Origin of the sequence: Kitasatospora sp. NPDC015120 (assembly GCF_043080305.1) — a bacterium.
Lineage (GTDB): Bacteria > Actinomycetota > Actinomycetes > Streptomycetales > Streptomycetaceae > Kitasatospora.
The window spans coordinates 529,552-546,365 of sequence record NZ_JBIBVJ010000002.1 but is presented as its reverse complement, the minus strand read 5'-3'; the positions used below and the strand labels follow the sequence as shown (position 1 = coordinate 546,365).

Genomic DNA, 16,814 nt, shown 5'->3' with positions numbered 1-16,814 from the left:
ATGACCACCGAAGTTCGCTCGCTCCGCGAGTTCAAGATGCCCGACGTGGGCGAGGGCCTCACCGAGGCCGAGATCCTCAGCTGGTACGTCAAGCCCGGTGACACCGTCACCGACGGGCAGGTCGTCTGCGAGGTGGAGACCGCCAAGGCCGCCGTGGAGCTGCCGATCCCGTTCACCGGGGTCGTCGAGCAGCTGTTCTTCCCGGAGGGCGCGACGGTCGACGTCGGCACCGTGATCATCTCGGTCGCGGTGGCCGGCGGGGCGGGGTCGCCCGCGGCCGCGCCGGCCGCCCCGGCCGCATCGGCGCCCGCCGCCGGTGCCGCTGCCGAGGAGGCCGCCGAGCCCGAGCGGCGCGAGGTGCTGGTCGGCTACGGCCCGCGGACCGGCGGCAGCCAGCGCCGGGCCCGCCGCACCACGGCGGCCGCCCCGGCGCCCGTCGCCGCCCCCGTCGCGGCTCCGGCCGCGGTGCCCGCTCCGGCTCCCGTTCCGGCCCCCGCGCCGGTCGCGGTTCCGGCCCCGGCCCCCGCCCCGGCCGTCGCGGTGAGCGGTGACCGGCCGCTCGCCAAGCCGCCGGTGCGCAAGCTGGCCAAGGACCTCGGGATCGACCTGCGGGCCGTCACCCCGACCGGTCCGCAGGGCGTGATCACCCGCGAGGACCTGCACGCCCACGCGGCGGCCGCTGCGGCCCCGGCCGAGGCCCCGTCCCCGGCCGTCGAGCAGGCCGTCGAGCCGGCCGCGCTCCCGGTGGCCCTCCCCGGCGCGGGCGACGTCCGGGTGCCCATCAAGGGCGTCCGCAAGGCGACCGCGCAGGCGATGGTGGCCTCGGCCTTCACCGCCCCGCACGTCACCGAGTTCGTCCAGGTCGACGTCACCCGGACGATGAAGTTCGTCCGCCGCCTCAAGGAGAGCGGCGAGCTGGGCCGGGACGTCCGGGTCAGCCCCCTGCTGCTGGTCGCCAAGGCGCTGCTCACCGCGATCAAGCGCCACCCGGAGATCAACGCCCAGTGGGACGAGGCGGCGCAGGAGATCGTCATCAAGGGCCAGGTGAACCTCGGCATCGCCGCGGCCACCCCGCGCGGCCTGATCGTCCCCAACATCAAGGACGCGGGCGCGAAGACCCTCTCCGGACTGGCGGTCTCGCTCGGCGAGCTGATCGACACCGCCCGGCAGGGGAAGACGGCGCCCGGCGACATGCAGGGCGGCACGGTCACGATCACCAACGTCGGCGTCTTCGGCGTCGACAGCGGCACCCCGATCCTCAACCCCGGCGAGGCGGCCATCCTCGCCTTCGGGGCGGTCCGGGAGCTGCCGTGGGTGCACAAGGGCAAGGTCGTCCCGCGCCAGGTCACCACGCTGGCCCTGTCCTTCGACCACCGGCTGGTCGACGGCGAGCTGGGCTCCAAGGTGCTGGCGGACATCGCGGGCATCCTGGAGCACCCGAAGCGCCTGATCACCTGGGGCTGACCCCGGGCGGTCCGCGTCGCGCACCAGGGGCCCGCCCCGCCGGTACGTCCGGTGGGGCGGGCCCCGGCGCGTCCGCGGCCGCCTCTTCCGGTGGGATCCCCTACGAGGTCACCGGTCCGTTCGCCGCCGGCGAAGGAGAAGGGGCCCGGCCTCCGCACCGCCGTGCGGAGGCCGGGCCCCTTCGTTCCAGCGGTCCCCGCGGAGCTCAGGACCAGGCGGCGTCATCGTCGTCGGCGGCGTTCTCCTGGTTCATGCGGTGGCTCCGGCGCTGCGGGGTGTCAGCCCTGGGCGCGCAGGCGCCGCACGGCGACGACCAGGCCGGCGCCGAGCGCGGCGAGGCCGGCGGCGATCCCGCCGAGCAGGCCGTTCGGGGTGCCGGCGCCGGTCTCGGCGAGCTCCGGGGTGCCGGCCGGCGCGGCGGTGGGCTTGCTCGCCGGGGCGGCGGGGGCGGCGCTCGGGGTGCTCTTCGGCGTGGCCGGGGCAGCCGGGGCGGTCGGTGCGGTGGTGGCAGGCGTGTTGTCGGAGGCCGGCGCGGCGGGCTTGGCGGCGGGCTTGGCGGCGGGCTTCGACGGGGTGGGCTTGGCGGTCGGGGCCGTCGTGGCCTTGTCGGGCGCGGCGGCGCGGGAGACCGGCAGCGTCCGGGTGCTCTGCGTCCCGTTGGTGGACTCCGACCAGGCCGACAGGGTGACCGTCACGGCGGAGACGGAGGCCGGGGCCTTCGCCGACAGGCCGATCCGGAACAGCAGGCGACTCCCCCGGCCGTCCTTGAGGTCCTTGAGGAGCGGCGAGGTGTCGATGTTGACGTTCCGCTCGTAGCAGTCGGTGTTGGTGACGAGCTTCTTCCAGGCGCCGTTCACCATCACCTCGGCCGTGACGTCCTCGGGCAGCAGCTTCCCGCCCTTGCCGGTGACGGTGAGCGAGGGCGCGGCGATGTAGAAGTCGCCCCCGGTGAAGTTGGCGATCTGGGTGCCGATCTCGGCCTTCGAGCCGCCGGGGGTGATCCGGCCCGAGGTGTCGAAGAACGCGCTGGAGATGGCGCCGTTGTGCTTCACGGCCATCGCGGCCGCCGGGACCTCGGGCTGGTACGCCATGTCGGCGCCGCCGCAGGCCGAGGAGGACTCGGCGGTGAGCAGCTGGACGGAGCCGACGAGCAGGAGGGTGGCGGCGACGGTGGCGATCCGGCGGCGCCGGGTGGCGACGGAGGTGTGCGCGGAAGCGGGCATGATGGACGTGAGCATGACAGGACCCCCCAAGGTCTGATGCGGGTGAATGGCTTGATGGATGGTGAAGGTGACCGGCCTGCTCCTGCTGAGCAGTTGCGCCCCCCGGCCTCGCCGGTCTCGCTCCCGCTTCCTTCGTCCATACAGACATTGGTCGGGTCCGAAGGGTTGCGGGCGGTTCAGGAATTTCTTCGCGAGTTTTAGGTGACCGCCGCATCACGGACGGTGATGATTGGGCATCTGATCGGATTCATCGGTATGGCTGGTCGGATTCTTATAGTTCGTCCAGATCGGTGATCTTTTCGGCTTTCGGTGAGGACGACACGCCGGGCCGGGTACGTCTTCGCGTCCACCACCCGGGCGACGCCGGGTGACCGGAACGTCGAGGACGCACCCGTATGCCGCCTGGCAACCCTGGCCGGATCGTCCGGAGTCTGGCCGCGCTCGTGCTGGTGTCCACCGCCGTGCTCCCGGCCGCGCTCGAACTGGCCGGGCCCCCGCCGTTCGCGGCGATCGGACCCGGCGCCCCCGCCGACCGCGCGGTGCCGCCGCACACCGCGGTGCAGCACGCCGACCTGCAGACCGCCGGGGAGGCCCCGACCGTCGACATACGGCGCACCGGGGATCCGGCCAACCGGATCACCCTCGTCCTGCTCGGCGACGGCTACACCGCCGGGGAGCAGGACCTGTTCCGGGCGCAGGCGGACCGGGCCTGGCGCGCGCTGATGGACATCGAGCCGTTCCGCAGCTACCAGGGCTTCTTCAACATAAGGCGGGTCGAGGTGGCCTCCGCGGTCTCCGGCATCGCCGAGACCGAGAACCGCGGCCGGCGCCCCGCCACCCCGCTCGGCATGCACTTCTGGTGCGAGGGCACCGCCCGGCTGCTCTGCGCCGACGAGGAGGCGGCCGCCCGCTACGCCGGCCACGGGGACGGCCCGCAGTACCTCATCGCGCTGGCCAACTCCACCGAGTACGGCGGCGCCGGCGGCACCGGGGTGACCACCCTGGCCGGCGGCAGCCCGGACGCGGGGCGGATCATCCAGCACGAGATAGGGCACACCGTGGGGGACCTCGGCGACGAGTACGACAGCGCGCCGGACGACGCCGACTACCCCAACCTCGCCACCGACAACGCCGAGGAGATGCGCCGCAAGCAGACCAAGTGGTGGCGCTGGCTGGGCGCGGAGTCCCCGGACGGCGCCGGGACGATCGGCGCCTACCGCAGCGCCAACGGCATCTACCGGCCGACCCGGGACTCGGTGATGCGCACCCTCGGCGGGGCCTACAACCTGCCCTCGCGGGAGGCCATCATCGAGGAGATCTACCGGCGGGTCAGGCCCGCCGACGACCCGGTGCCGGCGCCCGGCGAGGTCACCGGCCGGCCCCGGCTGGAGGTCCGGCCGCTCCCGCTGGCCGGCGCCCGGCAGCTGCGGGTGGACTGGACGGTGGACGGCGTCCCGGTCGAGCCGCAGGGCGGGGACCGCAGCCGGCTGGACACCGCGGCGCTGGCGCTGCGGCCCGGGCACAGCGCGACCGTCACGGCCACCGTCCGGGACACCACGGACTGGGTCCGCGACGAGGCGTTCCGGGACCGCTACATGACGCGTTCGGTGTCCTGGACGGTGACCGGCTGAACCCCGTACGAAGGCACTCCGGTCCGCCCCGGGTCCGTTCCGGGCCCCGGGGCGGACCGGATGGTTCGTACCCGTCCCCCTGACCCTGCCCTGTCCGTCCAATGATGGGATGACTAATCTGGGGCCACTATGACCGTGGAGCCCGCCAGTTCAGTCCGCCCCCTGTCCGCCCCCGCTCCCCGTGCCGGCGCCGCCACCGGCCCCACCGCCGTCCATCACCCACCGGGTGGCCGGGCCGCCTGGCTCGCCTGGTCCATCGGCGTCAGTGTCTACGTCCTGGCCGTCATCCACCGCACCAGCCTCGGCGTCGCCGGGCTGGACGCCGCCGACCGCTTCGGCATCGGCGCCTCCGCGCTCTCCACCTTCTCGATCCTCCAGGTCCTCGTCTACGCGGCCATGCAGATACCCGTCGGCCTGCTGGTGGACCGGTTCGGACCGCGCCGGGTGCTGCTGCTCGGCGTCGTCCTGCTCAGCACCGGCCAGCTCGCCTTCGCCTTCTCCGGCTCCTTCGGCCCCGCGCTCGCCTCCCGGGCCGTGCTCGGCTGCGGCGACGCGATGACCTTCATCAGCGTGCTGCGGATCGCCGCCCGCTGGTTCCCCGCCGCCAAGAACCCGCTGGTCGCCCAGCTGACCGGCCTCGCCGGGATGAGCGGCAACCTGGTCACCACCGTCGTCCTCGCCCAGGCCCTGCACAGCGAGGGCTGGACGCCCACCTTCACCGCCATCGCCCTGCTCGGCGTCGCGGTCTTCGCCCTCGTCGCGCTCTTCCTCCGGGAGGCACCGGACGGGCCGGCCGGGGCGCTGCCGGCCGCCGCGCCGCCCCGGGTCGGCGTCGGGCGGCAGATCCGGGAGACCTGGCGGGAGCCGGGCACCCGGCTGGGGCTCTGGATCCACTTCACCACCCAGTTCCCCGGCAACGCCTTCGGCCTGCTCTGGGGCCTGCCCTACCTCGTCGAGGCCCAGGGCATGACCCGCGCGGCGGCCGGCGGACTGCTCACCCTGCTGGTGCTCTCCAACATGAGCTTCGGCTTCCTCTTCGGCCGCGTCCTGTCCCGCACCGCCCGGGCCCGGATGCCCATCGTGCTCACCGTCATCGGCGCCACCGCGCTGCTGTGGGCGGTGACGCTCGCCTGGCCCGGCGGCCACCCGCCGCTCTGGCTGCTGGTCGCGGTCGTCCTGGTGATGGGCAGCAACGGCCCCGCCTCGCTCGTCGGCCTCGACTACGCCCGCGCCCGCAACCCCGTCGAACGCCTCGGCACCGCCTCCGGCATCGTCAACATGGGCGGCTTCATCGGCACGATGATCACCCTCTTCGGCATCGGCGTCCTCCTGGACACCCTCACCCCGGACGGCACCGGCACCTACGCGGCGAGCGCCTTCCGCTGGGCGTTCTGCTGGCAGTACGTCCCGCTGGCGGTGGGCACCCTGATGATCCTCCGGCTCCGCAAGAAGCTCGCGGCGGTGTCGGCGTAGGGTTTCCGGCCCCCGGAAACGCCCGTGGCCTTCCTTCCGGGAAGGGCATTCCGCCGCTCTGCCCGACGAGAACCCGGGCAGAGCGGCGGAATGGGTCAGCCCCGGTACTCCCGCATGAGCCCGGCGATCTGAGGGGGCGTCCCGAGGATCCGGGCACCGTTCAGCTCCACGAGCAGGCTTCCGTGGCCGCAGGTGTGCGTTGCCCCGGGCTTCGGTCCGGCCCGAGTCTCGTTCCGCATCCGGACCAGGTCCACGATCCGCAGCTTCGGGCACCCCGGGACCACCCGGCTGCCCCGGATCCCGACGCGATCCTCGCTCGGGCACTCGAAGGGCGGGCCGAACGGTGGCCCGCTGTCGTCCGGCCCGGATAGCCGCAGGACCATTCCGCCGTGCCGGCAGCTGACCGTGCCGTCGGAGTGGACGGTGAGGGCCGGCCGGTCCTCGTGCTCGATCCGCGCGACGTGACGTACGGGAGCACGAGGCGCACTCGCCCGGCGTGCACGGTGCGTGTACGCCGGGCGGGTGATGGCCGGAGGTTACGGGGTGACGGAGAAGTTGGCCAGGACGCGGTCGGCCAGCTCCTTGTCGCCCTCGACGGTCACCGGGCCCGGGCGGCCGCGGCCGCAGGCGAGGCGGACGTAGGTCTCCCAGTCCAGGGTGAGCTGGACGTCGGGCGCGATGCTGACGGACTCGTCGACGGTGCCGCGCCCGGCGGAGTCGACCCGCACGGTGCGCAGGAACTCGACGGGGCCGGTGACGTCGACGACCAGCGCGGTGCCCGCCGGGGCGCCGGCCTGGTGGGCGACGGCCTTCGGCAGGGCCTGCAGCAGGACGTCGCGGGCGACCAGGGCCCCGGGGGAGTCGAGGTTGCCGGGGACGCCGAGGGCGCGGCGGAGGTCCTGCTCGTGCACCCAGACGTCGAAGGCGCGCTGGCGCAGCAGTTCGTAGTACTTGATCTCGCCGCTCTGCGGGCCGCCCGGCCGGCGGACCGGCTCGTTGGGCATCTGCTTGGCGTTCCGCAGCGCGCGGGAGCGGCGGATGATCGTGTACTCCAGCTCGCTGGTCATCTCCAGCGCGGTGTGGCAGCGGCGCTTGTCGACGGGGAGTTCGAGGTAGCGGGCGGCCTCGGTGGTGACGTGGCGCAGGTCGCGGGGGAGGGAGTGGATCGGGCGGGGATCGCCGAGGAGCTCGGACTCGACGGCGATCACGTGCGAGACGACGTCGCGGACGGACCAGCCGGGGCACTCGGTGGCCCGGTTCCAGGAGCCCTCGGGCAGGGGGGTCACCAGTTCGGATATCGCCTCGATGGACTGGGTCCACGCCTCGGTGTAAGCCTGCACGGTCTGGTTGTCCGTCACGGGAATCTCCGGCCCTCCGTCAGCTGCCTTGCCACGCGTGCCCGCGGGTTCCTGGGCGGCCGGGTTGTCCGGCTTCCCGGCGCACACGCTAACCGCACGTTACGCTGCCGGGAGAGAGCAGGGCAGCGCTTTCGGGTGACGATCGTAGGACTCTTGCCGTGGACGGTGGTACTGTGCGCGCTTCATTGATCCAACTCGTGGTCTCCGACGCCGAGCCCCCGGCCGAGCGGCGGGCCCGTGCGGCCGCGCTGGTGCGGGCGCAGCGGGGGTCCGACCTGGTCGTCCTGCCGGAGCTGTGGCCGCTCGGCGGGTTCGCCCACGACCTCTGGTCGGACGGTGCGGAGGCACTGGACGGGCCGACCTCGGACGCCATGGCGGCGGCCGCCCGCGCGGCGGGGGTCTGGCTGCACGCCGGTTCGATCGTCGAGCGCGATCCGGACGGGCCGATCTACAACACCTCGCTGCTGTTCGCCCCGGACGGCGAGCTGGTGCACACCTACCGCAAGATCCACCGCTTCGGCTTCGACAGCGGCGAGGCGGTGGTGATGGGCGCCGGGCAGGAGATCGTCACCGCGGCCACCGACGTCGGCACGCTGGGCCTGGCGACCTGCTACGACCTGCGGTTCCCGGAGCTGTTCCGGGCGCTGCTGGACGCGGGCGCGCAGGTGCTGGTGGTGCCGGCGGCCTGGCCGGAGCGGCGGCGGGAGCACTGGACGCTGCTGAACCGGGCGCGCGCGGTGGAGGAGCAGGCGTACGTGCTGGCCTGCAACACGGCGGGCACGCACGGCGGGGTCGAGCAGGCGGGCCACAGCATCGCGGTGGACCCGTGGGGCCGGGTGCTGGCCGAGGCGGGGGCGGGGGAGGAGGTGCTGACCGTGGAGTTCGATCCGGCGGAGGTCGCGAAGGCGCGTGCCGAGTTCCCGGTGCACCGGGACCGCCTGCTGGGGATCCCGGCGCCGGTCCAGCGCTGACGGGGCGGTCCCGCAGGCGGTCCGGCGGGGCGGTCCCCAGGGCGGTCCGCAGGGCCGGGAGGAGCGGCCGGGACGCGTGGCCGGAACGAGGGGGCGCGCCGGGATGTATGGGGGGCTTGTACACGTGGGTGTCCTTTTTGAGAAGATGAGCCCCCGTCGTGTTACCAGCCCGTACGTCGCCGGTCTGTCCCCGTCAGGCCGTCCAGCCCGCCCGAGGAGGTCGCGCGCATGTTCGGCACCGACGCGGGCGGCACCCGCCCCGTCATCCAGCGCAACAGCCTGCGCGAGCAGATAGCCGGCGCACTGCGCGAGGAGATGATGGCCGGCCGGCTGGCGGCCGGGCGGAACTTCACCGTCAAGGAGATCGCCGAGCTGTACGGCGTCTCGGCGACCCCGGCCCGGGAGGCGCTGGTCGACCTCTCGGCGCAGGGGCTGCTCCGGGCCGAGCACCACCGCGGCTTCACCGTTCCCGAGTTCGGCTGGGACGACTTCCGGGAGATCTTCGAGTCCCGGGTGCTGATCACCGACAGCTACTTCCGGCGGCTGGCCGTCGACCCCGGCCGGCACGACGACAGCCGGATGACCTCGCTGCGCCGCCGGGCGGACGCGGCGCTGCGGGCGTCCCGGGCGGGGAACCTGGACGTCATGGTGGGCTGCGACCGCCGGTTCTGGCAGGAGGTCGGCGGGCTGCTCGGCAACCGCCGGATCGCCGAGTACCTGGACTGGCTGCGGGTGCAGTCGTGGATGTTCGCCGCGCGCTACCTGCGGACGATGCCCGAGCTGGCCGGGGTCTGCTGGGACGGCCACCTCGACCTGGTGGACGCGATCGAGGCGCGCGACGTGCCGCGCGCACACCGGATCATCTGCGAGTACGACCTCTTCACCGCCGGGCTGCTGGCCGAGCTGGCCGGCCAGCCGGTCGAGTCGGTGGGGGTGCTGCCGCTGCTGACCGGGCACCCGCCCGCCGCGCCGGGCGGCCAGGACGCCGCCCCCGCGCCGCCCGGCGACCCGGGGGACGCCGCGCCGGGGAAGACCGGGGCGGGCACCGGTCCCGGCGCCGCCGAGGCGCCCGGTCCGGGGGAGCCCGCCCCACCGTCGGAACCGGGCCGCGCGGGCGGTGGCGCCCGGGGCCGGGACCGCGAGATCGGCCGCGAACTGGGCCGCGAACTGGGCCTGGGGCTCGGCCTGGTGCCGCAGCCGCGCGCGGTGCCGTACGGGCGGTTCGGCCGCCGCCCGTCCGTCCCGCCGCCGGACCAACTGCCCGGGGGGCGGCCCGATCCGCATCGCTCGCCGGGCCGGTAGGGTGGGCGGTCGTCCGTCCCGGCCGCCCGTCGTACCGGCCGTCCGGGCACCGACCCGCCCATCCGCCGTCCGCCGCCGCGCGGCCGGTCCCCCGCGTCCGGAGAGGAAGAGCCGGCCATGGCCTGCGACCTCTGGCTCGTCCCGCTGGTGGACGTTCTGAGCCACAGCCCCGACAACCCCTTCCGGGACGACCTCGCGCTCTACAACCAGGTGCTGGCCTCCCGGGGGCTGCCCGAGATGCCGGTCTACCGGTACGTGCCGGGGCTCAGCGGGGCGGTCGAGCCGATAGCCGCGTTCGACTACGACTCGCTGCACTTCCTGCGCCGGGCCTACCTGCTGGGCCTGACCGGCCTGGACATCACCCCGGTGGACGCGCTCGGCGGCGACTACGAGCAGCTGCTGGAGATGTTCGAGAGCAGCGCCGAGCAGTCGCACCTGGTCTGGCACTTCGACCACGCGGGCGCGTACGTGCCGATCGAGTTCGCCGCCCCGCTGGTGGAGGAGTCGCTGCTCGCCGCGGGCGGCCCGCTCGGCTCCAGCCACGGGCTGCTGCGCGAGCTGCAGGCCGTCGCCCCGGCGCTGGGCATCGACCCGCTCGCCCCGCCGGCGCCGACCAGGCCGCTCGGCCCGACCGGCCTGGAGCAGCCGTTCGGCCCGCCGCTGGACGACCTGCACCCGTTCGCCCGGGAGCGGCACGCCTGGGCGGGCCTGTACGCGGCGGCGACCCGGAGCCTGCACCAGGGCTCGATGATCGTCTTCGCCTGAGCCCTCCGGGGGCCCCGGCCCCGGGCCCCTCGGAGCCCCGGGGCCGCCGCGCCCCTACCGCAGCGGGCCCTCCGGCGGCCGCTGACGCGGCATGGTGGGCCTGGTCCCCGGCGGCGGCAGCACCCGCACCTGGGCGCCGACGCCCGGCTCGCTGCGCCCGCCCCAGCTGCCGGCGGCCTGGGTGGGCAGCCGGGTCATCCCGGCCCGGAACTCCAGCATCCACTCCGAGGTCTCCGTGCGGACCATGTCCGACACGTCCTCGCAGAACCGCCGCAGCACCCCGAGGCACCGCTCGGCGGCCTCGCCCGCGGTGCCCTCGGTGGGGCCGAGCACCTCCCGGACGCACTCCGAGGCCCAGTCGAACTGGAAGGCCTCCAGCCGGCGCTGCAGCGCCTGCCCGGTGGAGACGTCGCGCATCCAGCCGGAGGTCAGCCCGAACACCCGGTCCGCGCCGTAGCAGCCGACGGCCAGCGCCAGCCCCACGAAGCCCCAGTCGGTGGCGTGGGAGACGGTCCCGGTGAGGCCGACCAGCGGCGCGGTGACCCCGCCGGCCGCGAAGCCGGCCGAGCCGAACCGCAGCAGCCGGGCCCAGCGGCGCTTCCAGACCCGGTCCCTGCGGTACCACTCGATGGCCTCGACGGCCCGCTCCTCGGACCAGCGGTACAGCTCCTCCAGCCGCTCGGCGGGCTCGCCCCAGTCCCCCAGCGGGAACTGTCTGGTGCTCAGATCGGACCGGCGACGGGTGGAGGCCCGGCGCGCCACGGTCGTGGCGGGCTGGTCCTCCTCGCCGATCTCCTTGCCCCAGGCACTCTCCTCGGGCTGCATTTCCGGCTGGCTCACCTGTGGGGCTCCCTGTGGCGGGCGGACTGCTGGTCTGGCTGGTTCCGACTCTGCGCGGACCGACGTGTCACCGGCCTGACGGCCCGTGGAACGACGGACAACGCGGCGGCCACACCGCCGGTCCGGGGCGCTCCGCAGGTGCCCGGGACGGCGTCACCGACGGCTGCCGGTGGTGGTCCAACAGCACTTCTTACCGCCAAATGGCTTACCGTGTGGGCGCTTCGCCAATGATCGTTACCGGATTCGGCCAATGGATCCCGAGGTGAGAGGGTTGCGGCGGTCGGCGGGATTTCACCCGTCCGAGCGAGGGTTCGGTGACCCGCTGTCCTGACCCGGACACGGCGCGGCGATCACCGGCCCCCGGAGCTGGAGGTTCCTCCGAGGCCGTACGGGTACCGGACCCCCGCGGCTGTCTCTTCCTACGGGACCGGAGAGCGGCCGGAACCGGCCACCGACTACCCTTGCCCAGCGTGAAGGTCCTCGTCATCGGCGGCGGCGCCCGCGAACACGCCCTGTGCCGCTCTCTGTCCCAAGATCCCGCCGTGACCGAGCTGCACTGTGCCCCGGGCAACGCCGGGATCGCACAGGTGGCGACGGTCCACCCGGTCGACCAGCTGGACGGCGCGCAGGTCACCGCGCTCGCCCGCGGGCTCGGCGCCGAGCTGGTCGTGGTCGGCCCGGAGGCCCCGCTGGTCGCGGGCGTCGCCGACGCCCTGCGCGCGGCCGGCGTCGCGGTGTTCGGCCCGTCCGCCGAGGCCGCCCGGCTGGAGGGCTCCAAGGCGTTCGCCAAGGACGTGATGGCCGCCGCCGGGGTGCCCACCGCCCGCTCCTACGTCTGCACCACGCCCGCCGAGGCCGCCGAGGCGCTGGACGCCTTCGGCGCCCCGTACGTGGTCAAGGACGACGGCCTGGCCGCCGGCAAGGGCGTCGTGGTCACCTCCGACCGCGACGAGGCGCTGGCCCACGCCGCCGCCTGCGGCCAGGTGGTGATCGAGGAGTACCTGGACGGCCCCGAGGTCTCGCTGTTCGCGATCACCGACGGCACCACCGTGCTGCCGCTCCAGCCGGCCCAGGACTTCAAGCGCGCCCTGGACGGCGACCAGGGCCCCAACACCGGCGGCATGGGTGCCTACTCGCCGCTGCCCTGGGCGCCCGAGGGCCTGGTCGAGGAGGTCCTGGAGACCGTCCTGCAGCCGACCGTGGACGAGCTGCGCCGCCGCGGCACCCCGTTCTCCGGCCTGCTCTACGCGGGCCTGGCGCTGACCTCGCGCGGCACCCGGGTGATCGAGTTCAACGCCCGCTTCGGCGACCCGGAGACCCAGGTCGTGCTGGCCCGGCTGCGCACCCCGCTGGCCGGCGTCCTGCACGCCTCGGCGACCGGCACCCTGGACCAGCTGGAGCCGCTGCGCTGGGACGAGGGCGCCGCGGTCACCGTGGTGATCGCCGCCGAGGGCTACCCGGCGGCGCCGCGCACCGGCGACCCGATCGAGGGCCTGGCCGAGGCGGAGGCCGCCGACGGCACCGCCTACGTGCTGCACGCCGGGACCAGGGCGGCCGAGGACGGCCGGGTGCTGAGCGCGGGCGGCCGGGTGCTGTCGGTCACCGCGACCGGCGCCGGGCTCGCCGAGGCGCGCGAGCGGGCCTACCGGGCGGTCGAGCGGATCTCGCTGCCGGGCGGCCAGCACCGCGGCGACATCGCGCTGAAGGCCGCGCAGTAGCGGCCGCGCACCTCCCTCATCCCCCTCCGGGCCCCCGGCGAGCGATCCGCGCGCCGGGGGCCCGGGCGTTCCCGGCCCGGGCGCGACGTGCCGCGCGCACCCCGCGCAGCCCCGCGAGCGCCGCGGACAACCCCCATGGACGCAGCTCCGCCCGGCGTTTCGGGGGCCGGGCGGGCCGGAGCGGCTCGCGGCGCCGGCACACCGTTCGGCGGCCGGAATCCAGCCCATCGGGTGACAGCGGCCGCATCCGGCTGACGTAACCGGGTGCCCGGCCTTATGGTGCGCTGGACCACGGCACCACAGGTCGGGCCGCTTCCGCCCGCCGCCGGGTAGCGGCGGTCGCGCGGGGGGATGCTGGACGGCGTCCGGCCGGACCGGACACGCCCGGGCCGTCCGACACCGCCCCGGGGGGCCGTCCGGAATCCGGGCGGCGTCACCGGGACGAGTGGTACCGGGGCGATCCGGAACACCCACCCGGACACGGGCGTCGAAAATGTCAGAAGCGCCACGCAGCATGGACGACCGGGGCTCGGCCGCCGCCGTTTCCCGGTCGGAACTGATCGTTTCGAATCGGCTCAGGGCCCCTCGCCGGGCGCCCGAGGGCTCCGAAGGGGGTGCCGCACCGTATGGCCGCTGTCGACACCGCGCGCGCTCACGCCCAGGCGGTCCTGCGCATCCGGGGGCTCGCCCTGGCCGCCGCCGCACTGCCCGCCGCCGTCGCGGTGGTGCTGCTCGCCGGCCGGTTCACCGGCCGGATCGGCGCCCCCGGCTCCCCCGACGCCGTCGGCTGGGACGCCGCCCGCTGGACGGTCTGCGCGGTGGCCGCGCTCACCCTGCTGGTGGCCGCCGCGGCCGCCCGCCGGTACCGCCGCGCCGTCCCGCCGCAGACCCCGGCCGTCCCGCTCGGCCGCGCCCAGGCCCCCGAGCTGTACCGGCTGATCGACGACCTGTCCGACCGGCTGGAGGTCCCCGCGCCGTCCGCCGTGGCGCTCACCCCGGACTGCGACAGCTGGCTGGAGGACGTCCCCGCGCCCCGGCCCCGCCGCCGGGCCCGGGGCGACGGCGGGGAGCCGCCGGCGCCGGTCCTGGTGATCGGCTCGCCCTTCCTGTGGTGGATGCGGGCCGGCGAGCTGCGCGCCCTGCTCGCCCCGGTGGTGGCCGGCACCGCGCCCGCCGCCGACCCCGACATCGCCGCCGCCCGCCGCTTCCTGCGCGCCCTCGACGCCAGCCTGGACGACGGTGCGGCCCCCGCCCCGGCCGGAGCCCCCGGCGGCCCGCGCCCGCCCCGGCGCGGCCCGGCCGCGCTGACGGACCTGATCACCGACCGGATCACCCGCCGGCTGCTCGGCGCCTGCCGCGAGCACGCCGCCGAGCTGGAGCGGTCCGTCGCCGGCTGGGCCTCCGAACAGGCCCGCGGCGTCGACTACGGCCTGCGGATCGCCGCCCAGGAACAGGTCGGCCTCGCCTACGCGGGCTGGGACCGGCTGCTCACCCGGGTCGCGCTGCCCGCCTGGCGGCTCGGCCGGCACCCCGCGCACCTCAACGCGGGCGTGGCCGCCGCGCTCACCGAACTCTCCCGGCGCGACCGGCTGGCCGACGGCTACGGCAGCCGGCTCGGCGACCGCCCGGCCTGCGACCTGCTGGAGGAGCCCGGCACGGTGGACGCCGCGGTCTCCCGGCTCGCCGCCGAGCTCTTCTTCGGCGCGCCGGCCTCCGGCGGCTTCCGCGCGCTGGAGTGGGCCGACTACCCGGCCGAGGTGGTGGACGCCGGCTGGCGGGCCCGCGCCGCCGCCCTGCAGTCCGCCCTGGACCTGCTCGCCCCGCAGTCCCGCCCCGGCGCCCCGACGCTGACCCGGCTGCTGGGCCGGCTCGCCGACGGCGACGGCGAGCGGCTGGCCGCCGCGCTCGCCGCCCGGCCGGACCGCACCGCCGCTCCCGCCCCGCTGCTCGAACCGGTCCGCACCGGGCGGGACGTGCTGGTCGAGCACGTCACCGCGATGGTCTGCTGCGCCGCCGTGGACACCGCGGGCGCCGTCCCCGGGCTGGACTGGCTGGACGGCCCGGTGCTGCTGCTCGGCGGGGTCCGCCGCACCGACCTCGCCGAACCGGTCGCCCAGGCCGTGGAGCAGGGCCAGGACGGGCCGCTGCGGGCGTGGCTGGACGCCGCCGACGTCCGGCTGGAGAAGCCCGTCCGGCTCTGACCGGCACCCCCGGGAGGGGCGCGAACCCCCTTCGCGAGCGCCCCCGGCCGGACCGGCCGCCCCGGGTCTTCGCAGGCCGGAGGCCGTCCCCCCGACGGGCCGTAAGATTCCCGCCACTAGTTGCTACCGTAGGGTGACGCAGCGCCAGCACGGTGTGGTGTATTAGTCCGCACGCACATCCGGGAGGCACATGCCAGCCCGGCGGAGGTGCACCTGGGAGGGGCGCGCGTGGGGACCGAAGTCAACCGCCGCTGGGAGTCCGGGACGCACGCGCACAGCGTCTCCGACCCCTTCGGCCAGGGCCCGCTGCCCTGGCTGCGCAGCCCGGACCAGTACCTCGCCGGCACCGAGGGCGACGTCCCCTGGTACGTCTCGGTGGACGCCCCCGGGCAGCGCCCGCTCGCCGCCGGGCTGCGCGGCAAGCCCCCGGTCGGCACCCCGTTGAGCGCCAACGACGAGGAACAGCAGATCAAGGGCTTCGCCTCGGCCGGCGTGGTCCGCCCCGGCGGCTCGGTGGACCTGCGGGTCACCGTCAACCCGCCCCGCGAGTTCACCGTGGACGTCTACCGGATCGGCCACTACGCGGGCGACGGCGCCCACCACATGACCTCCAGCCCGCTGATCGCCGGCATGGTCCAGCCCGCCCCGATGGTGGCCGGCCGGACCGTCTCCTGCCACCACTGGTGGCACACCTGGCGGCTGCAGATCCCCCGGTACTGGCGGCCCGGCGCGTACGTCGCCGTGCTGACCACCGCCGACATGCTGCACCGCAGCCACATCCCCTTCACCGTCCGCGACCTCGACGACCAGGCCCGCGCCGCCGAACTGCTGCTGGTGGTCCCCGACGTCACCTGGCAGGCGTACAACCTCTTCCCCGAGGACGGCCGCAGCGGCGCCAGCCTCTACCACGCCTGGGACGGCGGCCTGCTGGTCGGCGAGAGCGAGGCGGCCGTCACCGTCTCCTTCGACCGCCCGCACGCCACCGCCGGGCTCCCGCTGCACGTCGGCCACGCCTACGACTTCATCCGCTGGGCCGAGCGCTACGGCTACGACCTCTCCTACGCCACCGCCTCCGACCTGCACGCCGGGCTGGTCGACCCCTCCCGGCACCGGGCCCTGGTCTTCCCCGGCCACGACGAGTACTGGTCCGAGCCGATGCGCCGCGCCGTCGAGGGGGCCAGGGACGGCGGCACCTCGCTGGTCTTCCTCTCCGCCAACACCATGTACTGGCGGGTCGAACTGAGCCCCGGACCGTCCGGCGAGCCCAACCGGATGCTCAACTGCCGCAAGCGCCAGAAGGTCCGTCCCGACCACCCGGCCGCCGGGGCGCCCGGCGCCGCCAGCGCGCTGTGGCGCGACGCCGGCGAGCCGGAGCAGCACCTGCTCGGCCTCCAGTACTCCAGCCGGGTCGCCACCGCCGTCCCGCTGGTCGCCCGGCACACCGCGCACTGGTTCTGGGCCGGCACCGGCCTGCACGAGGGCGACGGGCTGCCCGGACTGGTGGCCGGCGAGGCGGACCGCTACTTCCCCAAGGTCGCCCTGCCCGAGCACACCGAACGGGTGCTGCTCGCCCACTCCCCGTACCAGGACCCGGCCGGACGCACCCGCCACCAGGAGACCTCGCTCTACCGGGCGCCGAGCGGTGCCCACGTGTTCGCCGCCGGCACCTTCGCCTGGTCGCCCGCGCTGGACCGCCCCGGCCACACCGACGAGCGGATCCAGCGCGCCACCGCCAACCTGCTGGACCGCCTCTGCAAGGGCGGCTGAACGGCCCTCGGGCCGGTCCGCGCGGGTGGTCATGACAGACTCGACCCCAGTGACCTCCCCTTTCGCGCCGCACCGCCCGCGAACGACCCCTGAGGACTGAG

At 75.4% G+C, this 16,814-nt stretch carries 12 protein-coding genes; 9 read left to right on the top strand and 3 right to left on the bottom strand.

Translation table 11 applies throughout. The features are described from left to right. A complete protein-coding gene (locus tag ACF1AK_RS07215; protein WP_391497745.1) occupies window positions 1–1,464 on the top strand; it encodes a dihydrolipoamide acetyltransferase family protein in 1,464 nt (487 codons plus the stop codon). 278 nt (window positions 1,465–1,742) lie between these two features. Here ACF1AK_RS07215 and ACF1AK_RS07210 read toward each other — a convergent pair whose 3' ends face one another. After that, window positions 1,743–2,702 carry a hypothetical protein gene (locus ACF1AK_RS07210; protein WP_391497744.1) on the bottom strand — a complete coding sequence of 320 codons (960 nt, stop codon included), beginning with the start codon at window positions 2,700–2,702 and terminating at the stop codon, window positions 1,743–1,745. A 380-nt stretch (window positions 2,703–3,082) separates the two neighbouring features. Between ACF1AK_RS07210 and ACF1AK_RS07205 the strand changes: the two genes are divergently transcribed. Both ACF1AK_RS07205 and ACF1AK_RS07200 read left to right on the top strand, forming a co-directional pair. Further along, window positions 3,083–4,318: a M64 family metallopeptidase gene (locus ACF1AK_RS07205; RefSeq protein WP_391497743.1), complete on the top strand. Its 1,236-nt coding sequence runs from the start codon at window positions 3,083–3,085 to the stop codon at window positions 4,316–4,318. Window positions 4,319–4,447: 129 nt separating this feature from the next. Further along, window positions 4,448–5,791: a nitrate/nitrite transporter gene (locus tag ACF1AK_RS07200; protein WP_391497742.1), complete on the top strand. Its 1,344-nt coding sequence runs from the start codon at window positions 4,448–4,450 to the stop codon at window positions 5,789–5,791. Between the two features lie 536 nt (window positions 5,792–6,327). Here ACF1AK_RS07200 and ACF1AK_RS07195 read toward each other — a convergent pair. Beyond that, the gene (locus ACF1AK_RS07195) at window positions 6,328–7,149 is read right to left on the bottom strand and encodes a maleylpyruvate isomerase family mycothiol-dependent enzyme (protein ID WP_391497741.1); all 822 of its coding nucleotides are present in this window, start codon (window positions 7,147–7,149) and stop codon (window positions 6,328–6,330) included. A gap of 173 nt (window positions 7,150–7,322) precedes the next feature. Between ACF1AK_RS07195 and ACF1AK_RS07190 the strand changes: the two genes are divergently transcribed. The 3 genes from ACF1AK_RS07190 to ACF1AK_RS07180 all read left to right on the top strand — a co-directional run bounded on the left by ACF1AK_RS07190 (window position 7,323) and on the right by ACF1AK_RS07180 (window position 10,187). Beyond that, on the top strand, window positions 7,323–8,120 hold the full coding sequence (locus ACF1AK_RS07190; RefSeq protein ID WP_391497740.1) for a carbon-nitrogen family hydrolase: 798 nt from the start codon (window positions 7,323–7,325) through the stop codon (window positions 8,118–8,120). 228 nt (window positions 8,121–8,348) lie between these two features. Beyond that, on the top strand, window positions 8,349–9,422 hold the full coding sequence (locus ACF1AK_RS07185; protein ID WP_391497739.1) for a GntR family transcriptional regulator: 1,074 nt from the start codon (window positions 8,349–8,351) through the stop codon (window positions 9,420–9,422). Between the two features lie 117 nt (window positions 9,423–9,539). Beyond that, window positions 9,540–10,187: a hypothetical protein gene (locus tag ACF1AK_RS07180; protein WP_380295065.1), complete on the top strand. Its 648-nt coding sequence runs from the start codon at window positions 9,540–9,542 to the stop codon at window positions 10,185–10,187. A gap of 54 nt (window positions 10,188–10,241) precedes the next feature. On the opposite strand, the gene ACF1AK_RS07175 is transcribed toward ACF1AK_RS07180, so the two are convergent. Beyond that, entirely contained in the window at window positions 10,242–11,027 is a 786-nt protein-coding gene (locus ACF1AK_RS07175) for an SLATT domain-containing protein (RefSeq protein ID WP_391497738.1), read from the bottom strand. A 470-nt stretch (window positions 11,028–11,497) separates the two neighbouring features. Between ACF1AK_RS07175 and purD the strand changes: the two genes are divergently transcribed. From purD to ACF1AK_RS07160, 3 genes are all read left to right on the top strand, one after another. After that, a complete protein-coding gene (gene purD / locus ACF1AK_RS07170) occupies window positions 11,498–12,745 on the top strand; it encodes a phosphoribosylamine--glycine ligase (protein WP_391497737.1) in 1,248 nt (415 codons plus the stop codon). A 626-nt stretch (window positions 12,746–13,371) separates the two neighbouring features. After that, a complete protein-coding gene (locus ACF1AK_RS07165; RefSeq protein WP_391497736.1) occupies window positions 13,372–14,946 on the top strand; it encodes a hypothetical protein in 1,575 nt (524 codons plus the stop codon). Between the two features lie 228 nt (window positions 14,947–15,174). Next, window positions 15,175–16,713, top strand: a complete 1,539-nt coding sequence (locus ACF1AK_RS07160) for a N,N-dimethylformamidase beta subunit family domain-containing protein (protein WP_391497735.1) — start codon at window positions 15,175–15,177, stop codon at window positions 16,711–16,713. Window positions 16,714–16,814 lie beyond the last annotated feature (101 nt).

What these genes read in the sequence shown, in the direction of transcription:
- ACF1AK_RS07200 (WP_391497742.1), top strand. Translation starts at nt 4,448, where the DNA reads ATGACCGTGGAGCCCGCCAGTTCAGTCCGCCCCCTGTCCGCCCCCGCT.
- ACF1AK_RS07165 (WP_391497736.1), top strand. Translation starts at nt 13,372, where the DNA reads ATGGCCGCTGTCGACACCGCGCGCGCTCACGCCCAGGCGGTCCTGCGC.
- ACF1AK_RS07215 (WP_391497745.1), top strand. Translation starts at nt 1, where the DNA reads ATGACCACCGAAGTTCGCTCGCTCCGCGAGTTCAAGATGCCCGACGTG.
- ACF1AK_RS07205 (WP_391497743.1), top strand. Translation starts at nt 3,083, where the DNA reads ATGCCGCCTGGCAACCCTGGCCGGATCGTCCGGAGTCTGGCCGCGCTC.
- ACF1AK_RS07180 (WP_380295065.1), top strand. Translation starts at nt 9,540, where the DNA reads ATGGCCTGCGACCTCTGGCTCGTCCCGCTGGTGGACGTTCTGAGCCAC.
- ACF1AK_RS07210 (WP_391497744.1), bottom strand. Translation starts at nt 2,702, where the DNA reads ATGCTCACGTCCATCATGCCCGCTTCCGCGCACACCTCCGTCGCCACC.
- ACF1AK_RS07185 (WP_391497739.1), top strand. Translation starts at nt 8,349, where the DNA reads ATGTTCGGCACCGACGCGGGCGGCACCCGCCCCGTCATCCAGCGCAAC.